General features: G+C 56.1%; 17 protein-coding genes and 2 pseudogenes. 5 read left to right on the forward strand and 14 right to left on the reverse strand.

Features of this window, described 5'->3' with window-relative positions; all coding sequences use genetic code 11:
* Window positions 1–137 precede the first annotated feature (137 nt).
* The 9 genes and pseudogenes from ACNFCJ_RS08870 to ACNFCJ_RS08910 all read right to left on the reverse strand — a co-directional run bounded on the left by ACNFCJ_RS08870 (window position 138) and on the right by ACNFCJ_RS08910 (window position 5,954).
* The gene (locus tag ACNFCJ_RS08870; RefSeq protein WP_213911777.1) at window positions 138–461 is read right to left on the reverse strand and encodes an XRE family transcriptional regulator; all 324 of its coding nucleotides are present in this window, start codon (window positions 459–461) and stop codon (window positions 138–140) included.
* Window positions 454–615, reverse strand: a pseudogene (locus ACNFCJ_RS08875) (type II toxin-antitoxin system RelE/ParE family toxin); the annotation flags it as partial. The pseudogene ACNFCJ_RS08875 and the gene ACNFCJ_RS08870, both read right to left, overlap by 8 nt.
* 511 nt (window positions 616–1,126) lie before the next feature.
* A complete protein-coding gene (locus ACNFCJ_RS08880; RefSeq protein ID WP_416771052.1) occupies window positions 1,127–2,170 on the reverse strand; it encodes an IS110 family transposase in 1,044 nt (347 codons plus the stop codon).
* Between the two features lie 147 nt (window positions 2,171–2,317).
* Window positions 2,318–2,515, reverse strand: a pseudogene (locus ACNFCJ_RS08885) (type II toxin-antitoxin system RelE/ParE family toxin); the annotation flags it as partial.
* 232 nt (window positions 2,516–2,747) lie between these two features.
* The gene (locus tag ACNFCJ_RS08890) at window positions 2,748–3,251 is read right to left on the reverse strand and encodes a hypothetical protein (protein WP_143503040.1); all 504 of its coding nucleotides are present in this window, start codon (window positions 3,249–3,251) and stop codon (window positions 2,748–2,750) included.
* A gap of 1 nt (window position 3,252) precedes the next feature.
* Window positions 3,253–4,509: a hypothetical protein gene (locus ACNFCJ_RS08895; RefSeq protein WP_213911776.1), complete on the reverse strand. Its 1,257-nt coding sequence runs from the start codon at window positions 4,507–4,509 to the stop codon at window positions 3,253–3,255.
* Window positions 4,506–4,796, reverse strand: a complete 291-nt coding sequence (locus tag ACNFCJ_RS08900) for a hypothetical protein (RefSeq protein WP_416770887.1) — start codon at window positions 4,794–4,796, stop codon at window positions 4,506–4,508. The genes ACNFCJ_RS08895 and ACNFCJ_RS08900 overlap by 4 nt, the downstream gene beginning before the upstream one ends.
* Before the next feature lie 447 nt (window positions 4,797–5,243).
* Window positions 5,244–5,537 (reverse strand): hypothetical protein, encoded by a 294-nt coding sequence (locus ACNFCJ_RS08905; RefSeq protein WP_143503046.1) that lies wholly within the window; start codon window positions 5,535–5,537, stop codon window positions 5,244–5,246.
* A gap of 12 nt (window positions 5,538–5,549) precedes the next feature.
* Window positions 5,550–5,954, reverse strand: coding sequence for a DUF6957 family protein (locus ACNFCJ_RS08910; protein WP_143503048.1), 405 nt, complete (start codon window positions 5,952–5,954; stop codon window positions 5,550–5,552).
* A gap of 588 nt (window positions 5,955–6,542) precedes the next feature.
* Between ACNFCJ_RS08910 and ACNFCJ_RS08915 the strand changes: the two genes are divergently transcribed.
* On the forward strand, window positions 6,543–6,674 hold the full coding sequence (locus ACNFCJ_RS08915; RefSeq protein ID WP_143492042.1) for a DUF4113 domain-containing protein: 132 nt from the start codon (window positions 6,543–6,545) through the stop codon (window positions 6,672–6,674).
* An 85-nt stretch (window positions 6,675–6,759) separates the two neighbouring features.
* Window positions 6,760–6,963, forward strand: a complete 204-nt coding sequence (locus ACNFCJ_RS08920) for a hypothetical protein (protein ID WP_088177210.1) — start codon at window positions 6,760–6,762, stop codon at window positions 6,961–6,963.
* A gap of 47 nt (window positions 6,964–7,010) precedes the next feature.
* On the opposite strand, the gene ACNFCJ_RS08925 is transcribed toward ACNFCJ_RS08920, so the two are convergent.
* Both ACNFCJ_RS08925 and ACNFCJ_RS08930 read right to left on the reverse strand, forming a co-directional pair.
* Window positions 7,011–7,277, reverse strand: a complete 267-nt coding sequence (locus tag ACNFCJ_RS08925) for a helix-turn-helix domain-containing protein (RefSeq protein WP_088177211.1) — start codon at window positions 7,275–7,277, stop codon at window positions 7,011–7,013.
* Complete coding sequence (locus ACNFCJ_RS08930; RefSeq protein WP_088177214.1) at window positions 7,278–8,603, reverse strand: type II toxin-antitoxin system HipA family toxin; 1,326 nt, start codon at window positions 8,601–8,603, stop codon at window positions 7,278–7,280.
* A gap of 255 nt (window positions 8,604–8,858) precedes the next feature.
* On the opposite strand from ACNFCJ_RS08930, the gene ACNFCJ_RS08935 reads away from it, so the two are divergent.
* From ACNFCJ_RS08935 to ACNFCJ_RS08945, 3 genes are all read left to right on the forward strand, one after another.
* Window positions 8,859–9,185 (forward strand): type II toxin-antitoxin system PrlF family antitoxin, encoded by a 327-nt coding sequence (locus ACNFCJ_RS08935; protein ID WP_088177212.1) that lies wholly within the window; start codon window positions 8,859–8,861, stop codon window positions 9,183–9,185.
* Window positions 9,182–9,685: a type II toxin-antitoxin system YhaV family toxin gene (locus ACNFCJ_RS08940; protein WP_088177213.1), complete on the forward strand. Its 504-nt coding sequence runs from the start codon at window positions 9,182–9,184 to the stop codon at window positions 9,683–9,685. The genes ACNFCJ_RS08935 and ACNFCJ_RS08940 overlap by 4 nt, the downstream gene beginning before the upstream one ends.
* Window positions 9,686–10,115: 430 nt before the next feature.
* Window positions 10,116–11,375: an integrase domain-containing protein gene (locus tag ACNFCJ_RS08945; RefSeq protein ID WP_416770891.1), complete on the forward strand. Its 1,260-nt coding sequence runs from the start codon at window positions 10,116–10,118 to the stop codon at window positions 11,373–11,375.
* Window positions 11,376–11,432: 57 nt separating this feature from the next.
* On the opposite strand, the gene ACNFCJ_RS08950 is transcribed toward ACNFCJ_RS08945, so the two are convergent.
* The 3 genes from ACNFCJ_RS08950 to ACNFCJ_RS08960 form a co-directional block, all read right to left on the reverse strand.
* A complete protein-coding gene (locus tag ACNFCJ_RS08950) occupies window positions 11,433–14,594 on the reverse strand; it encodes a DEAD/DEAH box helicase (protein WP_416770892.1) in 3,162 nt (1,053 codons plus the stop codon).
* On the reverse strand, window positions 14,591–15,376 hold the full coding sequence (locus ACNFCJ_RS08955) for a hypothetical protein (protein WP_416770894.1): 786 nt from the start codon (window positions 15,374–15,376) through the stop codon (window positions 14,591–14,593). Before ACNFCJ_RS08955 ends, ACNFCJ_RS08950 begins: the two co-directional genes overlap by 4 nt.
* A gap of 234 nt (window positions 15,377–15,610) precedes the next feature.
* Window positions 15,611–15,760, reverse strand: coding sequence for a hypothetical protein (locus ACNFCJ_RS08960; RefSeq protein ID WP_021488266.1), 150 nt, complete (start codon window positions 15,758–15,760; stop codon window positions 15,611–15,613).
* Window positions 15,761–15,819 lie beyond the last annotated feature (59 nt).

A 15,819-nucleotide genomic window follows, 5' to 3' on the forward strand; every position in this document is an offset into this window, starting at 1 on the left:
GCAGGGCAGCTTTTCGTTCAGCAGAGTAACGCGGCATTGCATGGCTCTTTCCGCCCCCGGGGTTCAGTTTGGGTGAATCCGATCAGGCGACAACTATCCTGACACCGGGGGGTGCGCCAATAGTCGAAGACTCACGCCTAGGATGCGTCCGTCCCGATTTCGGCAAAATTGCTGATCTTCACCGCACCATCAGGGAAGCGAGCAATAACTTCCAACTGCCCCCCCATCGCCTCGATATGGCTGCGCAGGGTGGAAATGTACATGTCGGTGCGCTTTTCCAGCTTGGCAATCGAGGGTTGCTGTACATGCAGCACCTCGGCCAGCACCTTCTGGGAAAGACCACGCGCCTGACGCAACTCATTGAGTGGCATTTCGGTCAGCAGCTCCTGGGCCTTTGCCTCGATGCGAACCTGAGACTCAGGCGCCATCTTTGCGCGCAGTTCTGCAAATTTCTTAGCCATCTATCAAGCCCTCCTTCCGAAGCTGCTCCAGATGCTCGTCATACAGACGGTCAGCCAGCGGAACATTGATTTCATACCAGCGATCATCACCGGCCTTGCTACCACCAATTAGCAGAATGGCCGAGCGCCTGGGATCAAAAGCGTATAGCGTCCGTTAGGCGCAAGGGCAAAATTGGTTTTCAGCACCGAGCCAGGAAACACAATCACCGCATCAACGCGGTGTTCCTGAATCGAATGGTTGCTTGGTAGTAGGGGCCGTTATTTGTGGCCAGCAAAGGAGTTGCTTTCAGGTAATGCGCACATCACAAATAACTTTCCGGGCCAAAACCGACACGCCGTGCGCTCCGCCGGCCATGCTCGGCGCTGGCATCAGTTTCTGCGTACGGCTGGGCTGTCTAACAATTGGTATATGGACTCTCCCCACAAGCAGTGAGGAAAGCTTTTTTCGATCCTGTCGTCAGCGCGGTTGCATTCGTATATCCGGCCTTTCACGGGCTCAGCACCCTGGCCATTCTGTAGTTCGCGCAGCGGGGGCCCAGCGCTCAAGCGATCTCTAGGATCAGCATTGTTATCGGCCTTGTTCCGCTGCAGGACTCGCCTGTTCCGACAGTCTCACTTCTCACCACAACCACAAGAAGTAACGCTCCTTTCTGATCACCCCGCCGTCAGGCGGGCCTGGCACTCTGCCAGTCGCCGCTGAAACGTCGCTCATGGCACCACACCGCCCAGCAGATCCTCACCAGTTTGTTCGCCAGGGCCACCGCCGCTTTGTTGTGACCGATGCGCTCGGCCGTTTGCAGGGCCCAGCGCTGAAGCCGGGTCAGGCGCTCCGGCGTTCGCGCCTGGCAGCGCTTGGCAGCCAGCAGTGCCGCACGGGCGCCGTGGATCAGCAGGGTGCGCACGTAGGTGTTGCCCTTGCAGCTGATGCGCCCGAGTCTGCGCCGTTCGCCGCTGCTGTATTCGTTGGGGGTCATGCCCAGCCAGGCGCTCAGGTGTCGGCCGCTGGCGAAGCGCTCCGGTCTGCCAACGGCGGTTTTCAGGGCGCTGGCGGTCAGCAGCCCGATGCCGCTGACTTCGTCGAGCTTGTGCACGATTTCATCGTCGGCATGCCAGCGCGCCAGTTGCTCTTCGCATTCGCGCATCGATTGTTCGTAGAGGCTGATTTCGCCCAGCAGCACTTGCAGGGCGCCACGCAGAGGCTGCACTTCGGGCTGATCGATCAGGGCGCAGGCCTGGCGTAGAAACGCCTGGGTGCCGCTGGGCGCCGCCACGCCCATCTCGCGCAGGATGCCGCGCAGCAGGTTGATGCGCTGCACCCGTGCTTTCTTCCAGCCCTCGCGCAGTTTGTGCAGCTGCTGGAGCTGTTGCTGCTGCATGCTTTTGACCGGAACCGGCCGGATTCCTTCGCAACGAGCCGCTTCGAGGATCGCATCGCAGTCGTTGCGGTCGGTCTTGCTGCGACGGCGGTAGGCTCGTACATAGCGCGGATGCAGCAGCACCACCCTATGCCCTGCCGCCTGCATCAGGCGACCCCAGTGGTGGGCCGTGCCACAGGCTTCCATGACCCACTCGACAGGTTCCTGTTGCTGCTGTACATATCGCCCGAATGCCTCCGGATCGAGCCGCCTGCGACGATCCACCCGACCGACATGGATACTTTCGGCAACCTGGTAAACGGACTTGGCCAAATCAATTGCGATGCGTTTCATCGACGCTCTCCCGGCAAACAGGCACCTCGGTCTTATAGAAGAAACGCGGTGCGGGGAGAGTCCATTACAGCCCTCAAGTCGTTCGCTTCGCTCACTCGGGACGTCCGTAAGCTGCGCTTCCGGCCGCCCCTTAGCCAAACGGTATGGACGCCCCACATGTTGTGTTCTCAGTTCCCGCATGTGGCCATGGCGCGAGCCATTGATTCCGCGGCTATGTGGAAACCCGAGCGACGGACACCGTTCCTCTAAAAGCCGAACGGACACAGCAACGGATTCTTGCTCATCAGCAGACAGGCTTTCCCACCAGTCACCGAACTCGTCGGTGTATTCGACATCCCAAGCCATGAGAATATAACCCCAAGGGAATATTCCATCAATGGAATATAGAGACCAAATGGACAAGAGCGGCTAGAAGCGTAGCGAGACTGCCAGATGCTCGGGAGCGGAATGGGGCATGGCCAAGCTCGAATGGCAGATACACGACGTCTGTCGCAGCTAGCGTTGGGCAAACCGCATCCTAGGACGATACAAACGCCCCTGAGGCGGTCTAAGGATGGACGCCGGTTCATTGTGCATTTCACTGGAGGCGATGCCTCCCAGTCTTGATGAAGAGTTCTGCAAAAGCCATCCAGTCGCGCAGGTAGACATACACAACACCGCCATCCACCAGGCAGGTTGACCCTGTTGAGCTTTTGTCCCAAAAATCAAAAAATGGAAGCTTTTCTATGTCGTCGCGACTCACGCACTTATGGCCCTCGCAGATAAAGACCGGGAGCCCAAAATACGTTGTTTCCAGAGCCCGCTTTTCAGCTCGACGCAAGCGCTTAAGTTCAGTCAGATAGCTTTCACTAACTCGCCTCGGCTCCCCAAGTCGAATAGCGAGCATTTTCCAAAAAGCGGCTTCTCGATGCCTGTCGCACATCATGTACCCGGCTGCTTTCTCAACGAGATAGCTCAGATAGACATCCCCACGCATGGCCCTAACAATCATCAACCGCTGAGCAAGGCCAGCATGTTCAAGCAGAGAAAGCACAGCGATGGCCCCGTGTTCTTTCGCTTTTCCGATCTGCTCTGTACTCATCTCAGACTCCCATGTCCGCTTCCAAGATCCGTCGCTTGATCTCAGAGTCCAACCTGCCAATCTGCTCCGGACTGAGCGCCTGGATCTCGCGCAGGCGCAAGATTTCCGTATGCCCAGCGCACTGCTCAAAGGCCCACTCGTGCAACTCGGGTACAAGCTCAATGATGGCCCTTGTCAGTTTCTCCGTCACTTTGCTGCCGTGGCGCAGGTACTCCCGGATCACGCCCTGCCGTCCCTCGTTTGAAAGCCTTTTCGCAACTCCGTCGAGTCGCTTCAACGCCGGGTGCACTACGCCATGAGCCAGCAGCCGCTCCAGGGTTATTAGGCCACTTTCAAGGTTCGCGCAGCGATCTAGCCAGGCCTGGCTGCGGGTGCCATCAAGCAGTAGGTGACCGGCGTCGAAAAGGCCCGGATCAAAGCCCTGGAGGTAGTCCAGGATAAGATCTGCCATTTCCCTACCATAACGATCTTCGCCTTCCCTAAAAAGCAGCCTTCCAGCGCGGGTGTTTACCACTGCTTTGTCGGCGGAAAAGCCTTCACCGGGGTACTTCTTGATCATCGGCTCGCCCAAGAAGCGGGTCGCGTCAGCGCCGACCACCGACCACAACTCGGGGTAGCCGATTAGGAAGTGATCGAGGTAGCGATCAAAAAACGGGCGCTTGAGTGCCGGATGCTCATACAGCTGATCCACGGCCTTGCCCAGCTCCTGCATCAGCTGCTCAAGCACTGTCGCCGGGTCGTGGCCAAGGGCGATGGCGAAGGGTGCCGCCTTGGTTACCAGTCGAATGATCGCCGTGCTCGGATCGAAGCTCAGCCGACTGGACTTGCTCCAGCTCGGCAGGCGCCCGAACTGGTCAATGTCCTCGCGTACCAGGATCTCTCGCGTGTTTAGCCGCCGCTCGCGCAGCAGGCCCGTTACCAGGCCCTCGATATCCGCCTGCGGGTGAATGGCTTTGAGGCAGGGGATGTTCAGGTCACTCAGCAGCATACGCACGAAGCGATCCAACTGCTCTTCGCTCAACAGACCGTCCAAGTATCTCTCGCAGTTGAGTACAAAGAAGGCGCCGTAGTACCACGGAAAGCAGTCGGTGTTGACCAGTCCGTCGCACAGAAAAAGTAAGGTCTGGCGGGGCTTTTTCATCCAGATACTGCGCTTGATCTGCTCCTCCGTGGCCTCGATCAGCGGGGCGCTGTCGAGCTGGGCACGGATCAGCGGATTGATGTCGAGCTTGTGTCCGTCAGCCGGAAGATCACTCATCGCAAGTGCCCTCTTTGCCCTCGAATCAGCACGGCTTCGAGCCGCTGGCCGTGATCGATGGTGTACCGAATGTCCTGGCGCTGCTCAGGCGTCTGATGCCAACTGCGGTCGCTCAATTCGGATTCGAGCTGGTACTGGCCGTCAAAGTCCATTGGATTCTTCACCTGGACAATCTGGAGCTGTTCGAGCTCGTGCACGGCATCAAAGCCCGTCTCGTAACCGTCGACGATGATTTTCGCGTCCTGCGGCAATGCGGACAGGGCTTCGATCAGGTCTTTGACGCGCATGGTCAGATCCCCTCCCCACCCCCGCAGTGAAAGACGTCACCCGACACTACGGTAAAGAAATAATCAGAACTGAAAGTGCTGCCTTTGACTTCATGAAGCGTGATCAATCGCTCCAGTGCCCAACCATCACGCCCGGTCATCTGCACTGGCAACACTACCTGCACGTCAACAGATAAGATCCTCTCATTCACGTCAGCCCTCTCCATAAACTACTTAAACCCCCCGATCCCGCCGGGCATAACTTTCGAGTAATAAACCCCGTCAGCCGACCGCACCTCTATTCGCACATCAAACCGGGCTTAAGCAAACTCCAGCTCAACCACCCTGAAATACGCTGATCCTGGATCAGACTGAATGACCTCACCCCTAAAAGCCACCCAATCACGATGTGCTTTAAACATAATCATTACTCCGAGTAATTAAATAGCCAAAACCACACTTAAAACATCAATCGCGCACATCCCCCCAATAGTCTCCACGAGCGACCAAACCAAAATCCTGATCATCCAGTGGCTCATCATTGAACAGATGCTGTATCCGACGCTCCTGCTTGATATACGCCAGCACTTGGAAGAAGCAGCCTTCGCACAGGCGCACCCGATACCGTTCACCATCATGCCGTGCGCCGTAACCCCAGCAGGCGTGCAGCACCCCAAGCTGCTGGCCATAGCCGGGGACACTCGTCTCGCCCCCGCAGAGGTCGCAGCGCACTGGTTCGTTTAACGGATCAGAGGTATCCATCACTGCCCCCGCTCAAAACAGGCTCATGACGGTGGAGAACTCGGCCTGCTTGCGCTGGCCGTCTCCGACCAGGACGTACAGAGTGTTGCGGGTCTGGAAGAAACAGCCCTCGCTGAAGTTCACCAAGGCTGTGGTGCGCACCCAGTCGCCGACATCGAAGCGCCGCTCACTGTCGAACAGCACGTTGTGCGCATACAGCAGCACCGGCTGCTGGCCTGCCGCGTGAAATAGCGCTACTTGATCCTCGTCCAAGATCAGGTCAATCCAGATCCAATCGCGGACAATGCAATACCGCATCCACAAGGAACGGTCTCGGGCCAGCACGCGTTCGCGCGCCTGCTCCCAGCTCATTTCAATGCCGGCCATCACTTCTCCAGCGCCGTATAACAGTGCTGCAATCTTGCCCAAAGCATCCATGAGTAACTCCCATTATTCCGCTCATCTGAATTCAGGGTGCAACCACCCCGCCTTGGCTAACTTGCCCCAAGGCTTATTCTTCAATGTGCCAACTGAAAGACGAGTAGAACGACTAGCTAGAAATACCAGGCGCTATCGTATAAACGGTTCAAAGTTATTAACCCTACACCGCCTGGACCACCACCACTTCGCCTCGACCCACTCATTCACCTTACCGCCACACCACCCCAGCGCTTAAATAGAATAAACATCAATACCCAATAACCGTCAAGCAATAACAGAAAAATCCACCAAACCTTAATTACAATACATATATATTGACAAGTTTTAGACAAGTTCATGGAGCATATAAAAGCACAACTTTCCGATATAAAATGGAGTTCGCGACCCAGTCAGCCCTCGTGCGCCCCAGGAGATTGCCTGGAGCCTCGCCTGCTCCTCGCGCCCAACCTCGCTGCATGCACGCATCCTTCTCCAAGTGCTACATCTGACTGATGGATTTGAGTCAGCAATGGTGGGCACGCTGGATCTTTTGCGCCAAACCAAGACGTGGTGCAGAGCAACTGATGACCGCTGTAGGTCAGATCAATGAGCAGCAGGGAGGAGATACGTTACGCATTGGCCGAGTGGCCGGCGAAGCCTGCTTGGTCGATGCGGCCGGAGACGCTGAGCCCGAGATACACCGCTTGCCGGGATAAAGTGATAGGCGCACGTGGATAGGTTTAGAAAGCCGTATTCATCCGACCTGTATCTACCGCTGACCAAAAGTAGCTACTCCAGCTCGACCACCAAGAGGCCTGTGTAAATGCCTGGCGACCCACAGCTTTACTTCGAGTACGAGCTTGAGCTTGGCTCCGAACGGGCTCAAAGCCTGCTGTTTGTTTCAGAGGAGCTCAGCCTCTCAGAAGTCATCCGGGACGAACTGGCCGCCGAGTACCTCCGAAACCCAGACAAGGCACATCTGCGAAAGTACCTGCGCGATCAGTTAGAAGAGGATCTCGGCGTATAAATGAGCCTTGGCTCCCACGCCTTGCCGTGCAGGATTAAGAGCTCATTTCAGCGCGGAGCCTTCGGCACGATGCCAACCTGCATACCAAACGGGTTGAAGACACTGTTCAGCGTCTGAACAGTCGGGTTGCTCTCATCAAGCTCTAGCTGCCGCAAAGCGCGTAATGACAGCTTGCACATCTGTGCGAATCTGGCCTGCTGCAGCCCCGTCACCTCCTTGCGCAGACGCCGAACGGCCGCCCCAATAGTGATCTCACCAGAAGCCAACTGCTGCTGCAGTTCATTCAAAACTCGATTGCGCTCAAGAATATCCATTTAGATCAGCCCCCACTGGACCAGGCGCTGCCGAAGGTTTCTCAGCGCGATACGTGGGTGGTTCATGGTTGAAGCGGGAAGCCCTTCTGCATTCAGCAAATCAGGTAGCGCCTGGAACTCCTGCGCTGCGGCTCTCAATCTCTGGAACAGCTCATCAGGATCTACCCATTCTGCCGCCTCGGCACAGGCGACTCTCCAGTTGACCTCTCCTGCCAGCTCGATGTGCTTTGGCCATTTCGTCGTGCGCGTGACCCCTTCCTCATCCATGACCATGGGGGCCAGGTCATAGATCGGTGCCAGCCGCACACCTTGCTCAGAGCGAATAATGGAGGTGTTGCGTCCGTGGTTATCTGAGTTACCAAGAATCTGGTTCAGCAGATCGCGCCGCATGTATTCGAACACCAGATCCTCAACCTGCTGTCCCTGCCCAACGGCCTGCCATAGCTCGACCAGGTTTCGCAGCACCTGGGAGTGCAGCATGTAGCTCCCCGCCTCGGTCACGCCGGATAGCGAGTACATGGACTCCACTGCCGTTCGCCCAACACCTGCAGAGCTGATCTCCCGATCAAAGCGGTGCATCCAGAGACTGGGCTTATTGCCCTCTTCCAACGCCAGCCCGTCAGCCGCAATGGTATCCATCCCTAACTGCTGGATGGCGCGATAAAAACAGTACTCGCTGCGAAGGATGTCCTGATCCGTCTGCGCGGCTTTGTTGCGCGCAAACTTCACAAACCAGTGCTGAGCAGCCTCTTCGTCAGGCAGTACTGCATCCGGGTGCAACGCACCATGGCGATCCTCCGTCAACAGCAACTTGGGAGCCTCGCCACCAGCCCCAGTCGCACCACCTATGGCTGCCCCCTGCTCATAAGCGTATTCAAGGAAGCGAGCGTCCCGACGAATAACCTCATAGCGCGTGAAGCCCAGCATAGGGCTGCCCGCAATCGCCTCGACAGATTCCTTGATACGCAGATTGCCAATCGGTGCGGGCGTACAACGCCCCAAGAGGTAGAGATCCAGGTTGAGGCCCTCAGGTCGCTCGCCTCCCAAGCGCTTCAGTAGAAAGCGTCTGGCAGCGCCTGATGGCAGGATGTCGAAGAGAAACGCTGGTGCCTTACTCTCTCGCCAGGAGTCCCAGCCGAGAGGGTAAGCTGCGCTGACAGCCACATTCAGCCGACTGCCGACAGACTCCAGGGAGTCAACCAGATAGCCCTGCTGGTAGCCATAAGCACAAGCCCCCTCCAGCCCTTCCTCGGGCTGCTCGAAGCGGAGCTCCATGGCATTGCGCCACTGGCCATTCGTAAAAACCTGGAGAGTGAGGTTGTGCATATCGGCATCGGGCATGGCGGCATCTTAATGCCGAAATCCTAGGCGAGAGCCATGAAAAAGGCAATTTAATGCCTAATCAAGAGCGAATTACCTGAAAATAGGCACTTTAATACCTCTCTCAGCCGGAAAGGCTGACTCGGTTCGCCTCGATCAGATGAGCTGAAATAACACCAATCAGCAAAGGTAATGCAATCGCATTGACAAAGAAATGCACTTGCATTACCTTGAGGTCACTCACACGAGCCGGAGCAGATCATGGCCAGAGCACTCGAAGTCGAATCCACCCTTACCGACCGCTACCAGACGACGGTACCAGAGACTGTTCGCCGCGCACTTCAGCTAAACAAGCGCGACAAAATTCATTACTCGATTCGCCCCAGCGGTGAGGTCGTACTGAGCCGTGCAGAGCACTCTGAGGATGACCCGGCAATCGGCCAGTTTCTCAGTTTTCTTGCACATGACATCGCAGCGAACCCTCAGCACCTGCAAGCCATAGATTCAAATCTCGTGGCACGCATCCACTCGCTGGTCGATAGCAATGAGATAGATCTGGATGCCCCGCTGTCGGCAGACGATGAATGAGCCACGACCACGGCAAGCCAATGGTTGCCCATGGCTGGACAGTATTTGCGCACCCCTTGTTTCTGGATCAGCTCGAAAGCCTCATTCAGAAAGTTGAGCTCTCAAAACAAAAAGACCCCGTGGGCTATCGCAAGAAGAATGCAGCCAAGCGGCTGGCAGCCATCGCCAAGCTGGCTTTTGACGTTATCCCACAAGACCCGAGCAAGCCCGAATACCGCCAAGGTGGCACATTGGGCGAGGAACATAAGCACTGGTTCCGTGCCAAGTTTTTTCAGCAGTATCGGCTGTTCTTCCGGTACCACGGCCCAAGCAAGATAATCGTCTTGGCGTGGGTTAATGATGACGACACCAAGCGTGCCTATGAGAGCAGCGATGACGCCTACAAGGTGTTTCGAAAAATGCTCGCGAGCGGACATCCGCCTGACGCGTGGGATAAGCTGCTGAAGGAAGCCACGCAGGAAAACGCACGATTAAATTCGGCCGCCACCTCGGTCAACTGAGCCCCCAACATGCTTCCGGTTCAAATCCCTATTGAGGATTTGAACCTAGAACACCCTCCCTGTACCGCGCTAAGCCTTTGAAGTGCAAATCGATTTGGATGCGCTCTTGACGGAAGGCTCAAGGTTCCTATACTGCTGAACGACTGAGTGAAATCCTACAAATCAGTTTTCCGAGGCCAAGTGCCGGAAACGCTGATTTGAGCTGGGGAATTATGTCTTTGGATTCAAATCCCCCCGGCTCCACCATTACAACATCTAAAGACGTCCACGGACGTCTTTTTTTGTGCCTGAAACCCAGCAAATACAGGGCCTTCAGCGTCATAGACGTACAAAGACGTCTGACCGCATCCATGCCTTCGTGTATTCCAAATTGTATTCCAAGCCCTAAGCCGGTATTTTTTGGAATACACAAATCGCACTGGAGTACACCATGGGTGCCGCAACAACGCGCCTTTCAGACCTGAAGGTCAAAGCCGCAAAGCCCAAAGAAAAGGACTACACCCTGACTGACGGCAACGGCCTACAGATGCGAGTGAGAATCAATGGATCAAGGTTGTGGAATTTCAACTACATCCACCCCATCACCAAGAAGCGACTGAATATGGGGCTCGGCACCTTCCCGGAAGTAAGCCTTGCTCAAGCCCGCAAACTGACCATTGAAGCGCGTGAGCTCGTAGCACAGGGCATTGATCCCAAAGAGAGACGCGACGCAGATCGACAGGCCAAAAAGGCCGCAACTGAGCACACGCTGCAGAACGTAGCGACGTCCTGGTATGAGCTCAAAAAAGATGCAGTAACCCCCGCCTACGCCGAAGACATTTGGCGCTCGCTTACGTTGCACGTCTTCCCCGACTTGGGCGTTACACCGATCGCGTCCATAACAGCCCCGAAGGTCATCAGCCTTCTCAAGCCGCTCGAAACTAAAGGCAGCCTGGAAACCGTCAAACGCCTTACACAGCGACTCAACGAGATCATGACCTACGGGGTCAACTCAGGCCTGATACCCGCCAACCCACTTACCGGGATTGGTAGCGTGTTCAAGAAGCCGAAGAAAAAGAACATGCCGGCCTTACACCCCGATGAGCTCAAAGAGCTCATGGTTGCAATAGCGAACGCCAGCATAAAAAGAACCACTCGATGCCTGATCGAGTGGCAATTGCACACGATGACTCGTCCCGTTGAAGCTGCCACTACCCGCTGGGCCGATATCGACTTCGAGAAAAGGATCTGGACGATCCCGGCTGAGCGCATGAAGAAACGTCGCCCGCATACGGTGCCGCTTACAGATCAAGCATTGGCCATTCTGGAAGCAATCAAACCCTACAGCGGGCACCGTGAATACGTGTTCCCTGCTGACCGCAATCCGCGTACTCACTGCAATAGCCAAACAGCCAACATGGCCTTGAAACGTATGGGCTTTGAGGGACGCTTGGTCAGCCACGGAATGCGCTCAATGGCCAGTACAACGCTAAACGAGCACGGCTGGGAGCCTGAGCTAATCGAAGTAGCGCTGGCGCATGTGGATAAGGACGAAGTGCGCAGTGCCTACAACCGTGCGGACTATATCGATCGCAGGCGCCCTATGATGGCTTGGTGGAGTGAGCACATTCAAAAGGCTGCTACCGGCAATCTATCGGCGGCAGCTATCAATGACCTTAGTGATCGAAAAATCATCCCAATACGACGCTGAGCAACCAGAAACTATTAGCAGACTCACGAGGGGCGACGGTTATTTTCGAACCCTCGTTTACTCCACACCGTCCATGATCCGCCAAGCCTTGCGATAAACCTGCCCATTAGCGCCCAGTGCAGCACTCCACCCCTGTTCTGGCAAAGCCTCAAGGCGCTGTCGGATCAAAGGCAAGGAGTCACCTGGTTTCAATTGCATTGCCCGAGCCAGAGCTGGTGCCGCTCGGCGAGGTACACCGAGAAGGCGCAGCGAAACTGCTTCATCTGTCGATACGCCGTAATACACCTGCGAAGGCAGATTGGCTAATAGACTGCGCTCGCCTTCTTCAAGCTCTGATCCTGTAATAGCAAGCAGTGCATTCAAGCCCCAGGAAGATGTATGAGCCAGCTTACCGAAGAGGTTCTGACCGCACTTGGTCAAGGCAGTGACCGTATCCGTGCCTTCCTGGCTGAAGTGCCGTTCAGCAATGGTGGTTAGCTCTTCGCCATTCACCCAGTCCTTCAGAATGAGCGCAAGTTTGTCGCCATCGGGGGTTTTCCCCCCCAAAACTGCATTCAGGTTATCGCGCAGCTCCGGCACACGGAGCAGCACCCCCATCATGGTCTGTAGAGTGCCGTCACCAGCCTTGAACAGCCTGTCCCGATCCCAGGAATCTGGCCCGATGCTACCGCGATGTTTCATGACCGTCTTGATGCTCTGCAGCGAGAAGCCCGTACTGTCTACCAGACCCAGCGGCTGTGCTGGGCTGGCCATGTAGGAAACGTAACTGCGGATACCAGTCAGCAGACTGCGAGCAAGCTGACTATTTGACGTGCGCAGTCGTTCAAAGCCGAAGGTGCCACGCAAGACCTGCTCGATCTGATCGGCGAAGTTGGACGGCTGCCCCATCTGGCGATAGGTATGTGCGAGATACTGCAGAAAGCTCGACCACTCTGGATGGTGGTAAACAATCAATCCGAGGTCAGTCAACTCACCGGCAGCTGCCTGAGCTAACTGAATCAGTGCGGAATTCAGATCTCCGGTACTGCGGTTAATGAAGTCACGACGCTTTGCCACCTCGGCCTCATCCTTGGCAACCAGGGCCACCACACCCAGCTGCCCTTGAGAAACGCGCCCCGCGCGACCGGCGATATTCCAGAAATCCTCTGCCGGCATGTCCTGGCCAAAGGGGTACTGGGTCGCAGCCATCACCACTCCACTGACCGGGAAGTTCACCCCCTGGGCAAGGGTAGTGGTTGCGGCGAGAGTATCGAGATGACCTTTCTCGAAAAGCCACTCCATCAACATCCGGACTTCTTCCGGCAGCCCGCCATGGTGCACACCCACTCGGTGCGACAGCAGATCCACCAGCGGGAATTGCACGCCCATTTCTGCCGCCACGTAGTCCTGGACAAAGCGCACATCCACCGACAAATCCTCGCTTCGCCCGGATTTCAGCTTCTCTGCCAATTTCCAGACAAAATCTGGACGACTGTGCATGGCAATCACCGGGCCACGGGCAGACAGTTTGCGTGCTGTGATCGCAGCTAGCGTGCCCACATCCTTTGCAGCAGATAATGAGGCAGCCAAGCTCTGTTCTTTGCCTAGGGAAAATACCTCGTCAAGAGTAATACTGGGACGAGACGTATGAACTGTCTCGAAGTTCATCTGATAGTCGCGGCTTCGCCCCTTACCGGCACCTGCATCTACCGGGCTGACGATACCAATGGCCCTGTCATTCGGTTGCCAATCCACCCCAAGACTGATGTCTTCAGAATTCAGACCACCCAGCCAGCGAGCCACCTCACGGGCGTTCTGGATGAAAGGAGTCAACAACAGGAATTGCGCCTCACGGCATTCACGGTTGATAGTTGCCAGCAGCAACTCCAGCCGCAGCCCGCGCTCACTGTCCTGAATCGTGTGAGCTTCATCCACCACGACCAGTGTAAGCGGACGACCAATTTTTTCCTCCCAACCCTGGCGCAGCATCAAATCGAACTTTTCGGGCGTGGCCACAAGAACACGGAACTGAGCATCACTCTGTTCCTCGGCCAACACCCCAGCCTCGATGCCGTTGACTTCCATAGCTGGACTGACCCGTTCCACTACCACACCTAGCGGCTGGAAGTCGCGCCGTAGCTGTCGCGTAACCTGATTCACAAGTGCCCGACTGGGTGCGAGATAAGCAACCCAGCCCTTGCGGTCATCGAACTGATTCAGCGCCTGCAGCATGCGAAACTGGGCAATAAGCGTCTTACCACTGGAAGTCGGGAGACTGACCACCACGGCACGGCGGCTGGACCCCAGCAAACCACGTTCAGCAAGCGTGCGGCGCTGAGGTGGCAGAACATCGAACAGGGCACGATCACCACGGCCACGACTGACCAACTCGCGAACAAACTTCGTCACCCTTGAGTTCACCGCACGAGTGACCGTCCACAACGAATTCGCCTCCATCTGAGCGGCTGCCCTTGCCAACAGGCGCGTTAGCGGCCCCAGATCAAGCAACTGAGCGGTATCACAGGCCGCAATGGCACGGTCAAAGTGCGAGTCCAGCATCGGCTGAATCTGGTAACTATCCTCTACCACGCCATCGGTGATGAAGTGGGCTAGCACGTCAGCTGCTTTGGCCAGATGGTAGATGGCAATAAGCTCTAGCGCCGAGCGCTTGGCTTGCAGCGGATCGAAAGCCCCCAGGTACTCTCGCTCAAACTCCTGCTGGCTGGTGCGCAGAGCAGCCACCCGCTCAAGTACGGTGTCACGGTCGCTCCAGCCTTGCTTTCGAACCAAGCGCAACCATACATCAGTAAGAGTGGCACGACAGCGCTCCCCCCAGTCTGACGAGTTCAGGGGTAGCACGGGCCAAGCTTTTTTATCATCAAGCGCACGAAGCCAGCGCGCAGCATCTGCTCCCCGATCACCAATCACCGCCAATACGGATGCCCGCAGCAAGTGCGTAGCCGCTGCCATCGGCGTCTCAGGCAAGGGCAATACCCGCATCAGGCGGAAAGCATCTGCTGCTGCACTGTGCAGTACCGCCTGGAGGTCCTTGTCATCCCCAAAGCGATCCAATTCCATATCCAGCACGGCCAGTTCCAGCGCAGCCACTACTTCATGAATGGCCTGAGCGTCTAAATCAGGCTCTTGCGGCGTCATTTCACGGTAGAACTGCACCCGGTCTGCATCACGCAGCGCTTGTGCACGCCGTTCTGCAATCGCTTCAAGCAGCCAGTGACTCATGTTCCACATCCCTGCGTAATAACAGCAGGCAGTTGTTCAATTGGCCATGGCAGATACAAGGCAAGCAGGTGGCAACGTGTCGGAGCGTGCACGCTCTTTACGAGAGCCTTTCCGCGATTTTTCAAATCCATCTCGCTGGCTGCCTGATCGCGTATTAAAACGCCAAATAGCGCTAGATCACGATTTCCAGACTCGAAATATCGCCTGCAAGCGGAATCAAAGGCTGCCTGATATTCAGTATTCTTGACTCTAGGCAGTAACCATTTGAGCAACTGGCACAAGGTGCCGAGGTTTCCAGCAAGGGTCTCTAGCTGATGGATCATGCCACTTCGCCCGGTCATAACCTGAGGTGGCCATTTATCCTCGGATGAGCATTTGACTTCACCCAATGCCAGACGATGTGATTCACCATCGCGCTGGAAGCCAACAATGTCAGCACCTGGCAGAGATGCAAAAGGATTACGCTTGTCGCGCTCATTGTTCCAGGGCAACACCACATCATGCTGCTCCTGCAGCACTACCTCTGCCAGTGCCTCACCCGCAGCCCAATCGCGAGTTTCTGGCAGCTCTGCGTCGAGCACAGCCTGCAAGGCATCCTGCCCCATACCAGTTAGGCTAAGACCTCGTAGATGCTGGCTCAATGCAATGCTGCCTTCACTATCATTCAGGCGTGCAGACACAGGACCTTGCAGAAAGCCATTTAACAAATCTCCAGCCCGCGCACAGTTACCTTGCCAGGAGACGCAGCCATCTGCCGACTGATATAGGGTTTGCCAAATCATGCGCGGCTCTCATCCATGGCTAAAAAACGATACAACAGGCACTGCCTGAGAGTTCTGAAGGAGTCCGCTATCTGCATTTGGGCGACGATCCTTGACACCTAGATTATCGGTTAGCACTGTGCGGGCCACAAATCGTGGCTCACAGCATGCAGCTACCAAGACAAACTAACCGCATGCCATGACCCAAGTAGAAACGGGCCCAGATAAGCATTAAGGCTTGATCAAGCTGGCCGGCTATTCGCCTTTGCTAACCCGCTCTATTTCACGAAGAGCTATTTCGTCCAGCTCCTCAATCGGAACACCTGAATAGCCTGCTTTTTCAGCTGCTTCGTGATCGAAATCGAGGGTATTTTCCTCTTCATCGTCTTCAAAACGGTCGCTCATTTCTTGCATCCTTCTTAGCAGCAGCCCTGAGGCTGCGGAGCGACAGTTTCGTAATCTGA

The organism is Pseudomonas sp. NY15364 (assembly GCF_048068235.1).
Lineage (GTDB): Bacteria > Pseudomonadota > Gammaproteobacteria > Pseudomonadales > Pseudomonadaceae > Aquipseudomonas > Aquipseudomonas mendocina_D.

Bases quoted from the DNA above. Each gene is read 5' to 3' on its own strand.
- ACNFCJ_RS08870 (WP_213911777.1), bottom strand. From the start codon at position 461: ATGGCTAAGAAATTTGCAGAACTGCGCGCAAAGATGGCGCCTGAGTCT.
- ACNFCJ_RS08880 (WP_416771052.1), bottom strand. From the start codon at position 2,170: ATGAAACGCATCGCAATTGATTTGGCCAAGTCCGTTTACCAGGTTGCC.
- ACNFCJ_RS08890 (WP_143503040.1), bottom strand. From the start codon at position 3,251: ATGAGTACAGAGCAGATCGGAAAAGCGAAAGAACACGGGGCCATCGCT.
- ACNFCJ_RS08895 (WP_213911776.1), bottom strand. From the start codon at position 4,509: ATGAGTGATCTTCCGGCTGACGGACACAAGCTCGACATCAATCCGCTG.
- ACNFCJ_RS08900 (WP_416770887.1), bottom strand. From the start codon at position 4,796: ATGCGCGTCAAAGACCTGATCGAAGCCCTGTCCGCATTGCCGCAGGAC.
- ACNFCJ_RS08905 (WP_143503046.1), bottom strand. From the start codon at position 5,537: ATGGATACCTCTGATCCGTTAAACGAACCAGTGCGCTGCGACCTCTGC.
- ACNFCJ_RS08910 (WP_143503048.1), bottom strand. From the start codon at position 5,954: ATGGATGCTTTGGGCAAGATTGCAGCACTGTTATACGGCGCTGGAGAA.
- ACNFCJ_RS08915 (WP_143492042.1), top strand. From the start codon at position 6,543: ATGAGCAGCAGGGAGGAGATACGTTACGCATTGGCCGAGTGGCCGGCG.
- ACNFCJ_RS08920 (WP_088177210.1), top strand. From the start codon at position 6,760: ATGCCTGGCGACCCACAGCTTTACTTCGAGTACGAGCTTGAGCTTGGC.
- ACNFCJ_RS08925 (WP_088177211.1), bottom strand. From the start codon at position 7,277: ATGGATATTCTTGAGCGCAATCGAGTTTTGAATGAACTGCAGCAGCAG.
- ACNFCJ_RS08930 (WP_088177214.1), bottom strand. From the start codon at position 8,603: ATGCACAACCTCACTCTCCAGGTTTTTACGAATGGCCAGTGGCGCAAT.
- ACNFCJ_RS08935 (WP_088177212.1), top strand. From the start codon at position 8,859: ATGGCCAGAGCACTCGAAGTCGAATCCACCCTTACCGACCGCTACCAG.
- ACNFCJ_RS08940 (WP_088177213.1), top strand. From the start codon at position 9,182: ATGAGCCACGACCACGGCAAGCCAATGGTTGCCCATGGCTGGACAGTA.
- ACNFCJ_RS08945 (WP_416770891.1), top strand. From the start codon at position 10,116: ATGGGTGCCGCAACAACGCGCCTTTCAGACCTGAAGGTCAAAGCCGCA.
- ACNFCJ_RS08950 (WP_416770892.1), bottom strand. From the start codon at position 14,594: ATGAGTCACTGGCTGCTTGAAGCGATTGCAGAACGGCGTGCACAAGCG.
- ACNFCJ_RS08955 (WP_416770894.1), bottom strand. From the start codon at position 15,376: ATGATTTGGCAAACCCTATATCAGTCGGCAGATGGCTGCGTCTCCTGG.
- ACNFCJ_RS08960 (WP_021488266.1), bottom strand. From the start codon at position 15,760: ATGAGCGACCGTTTTGAAGACGATGAAGAGGAAAATACCCTCGATTTC.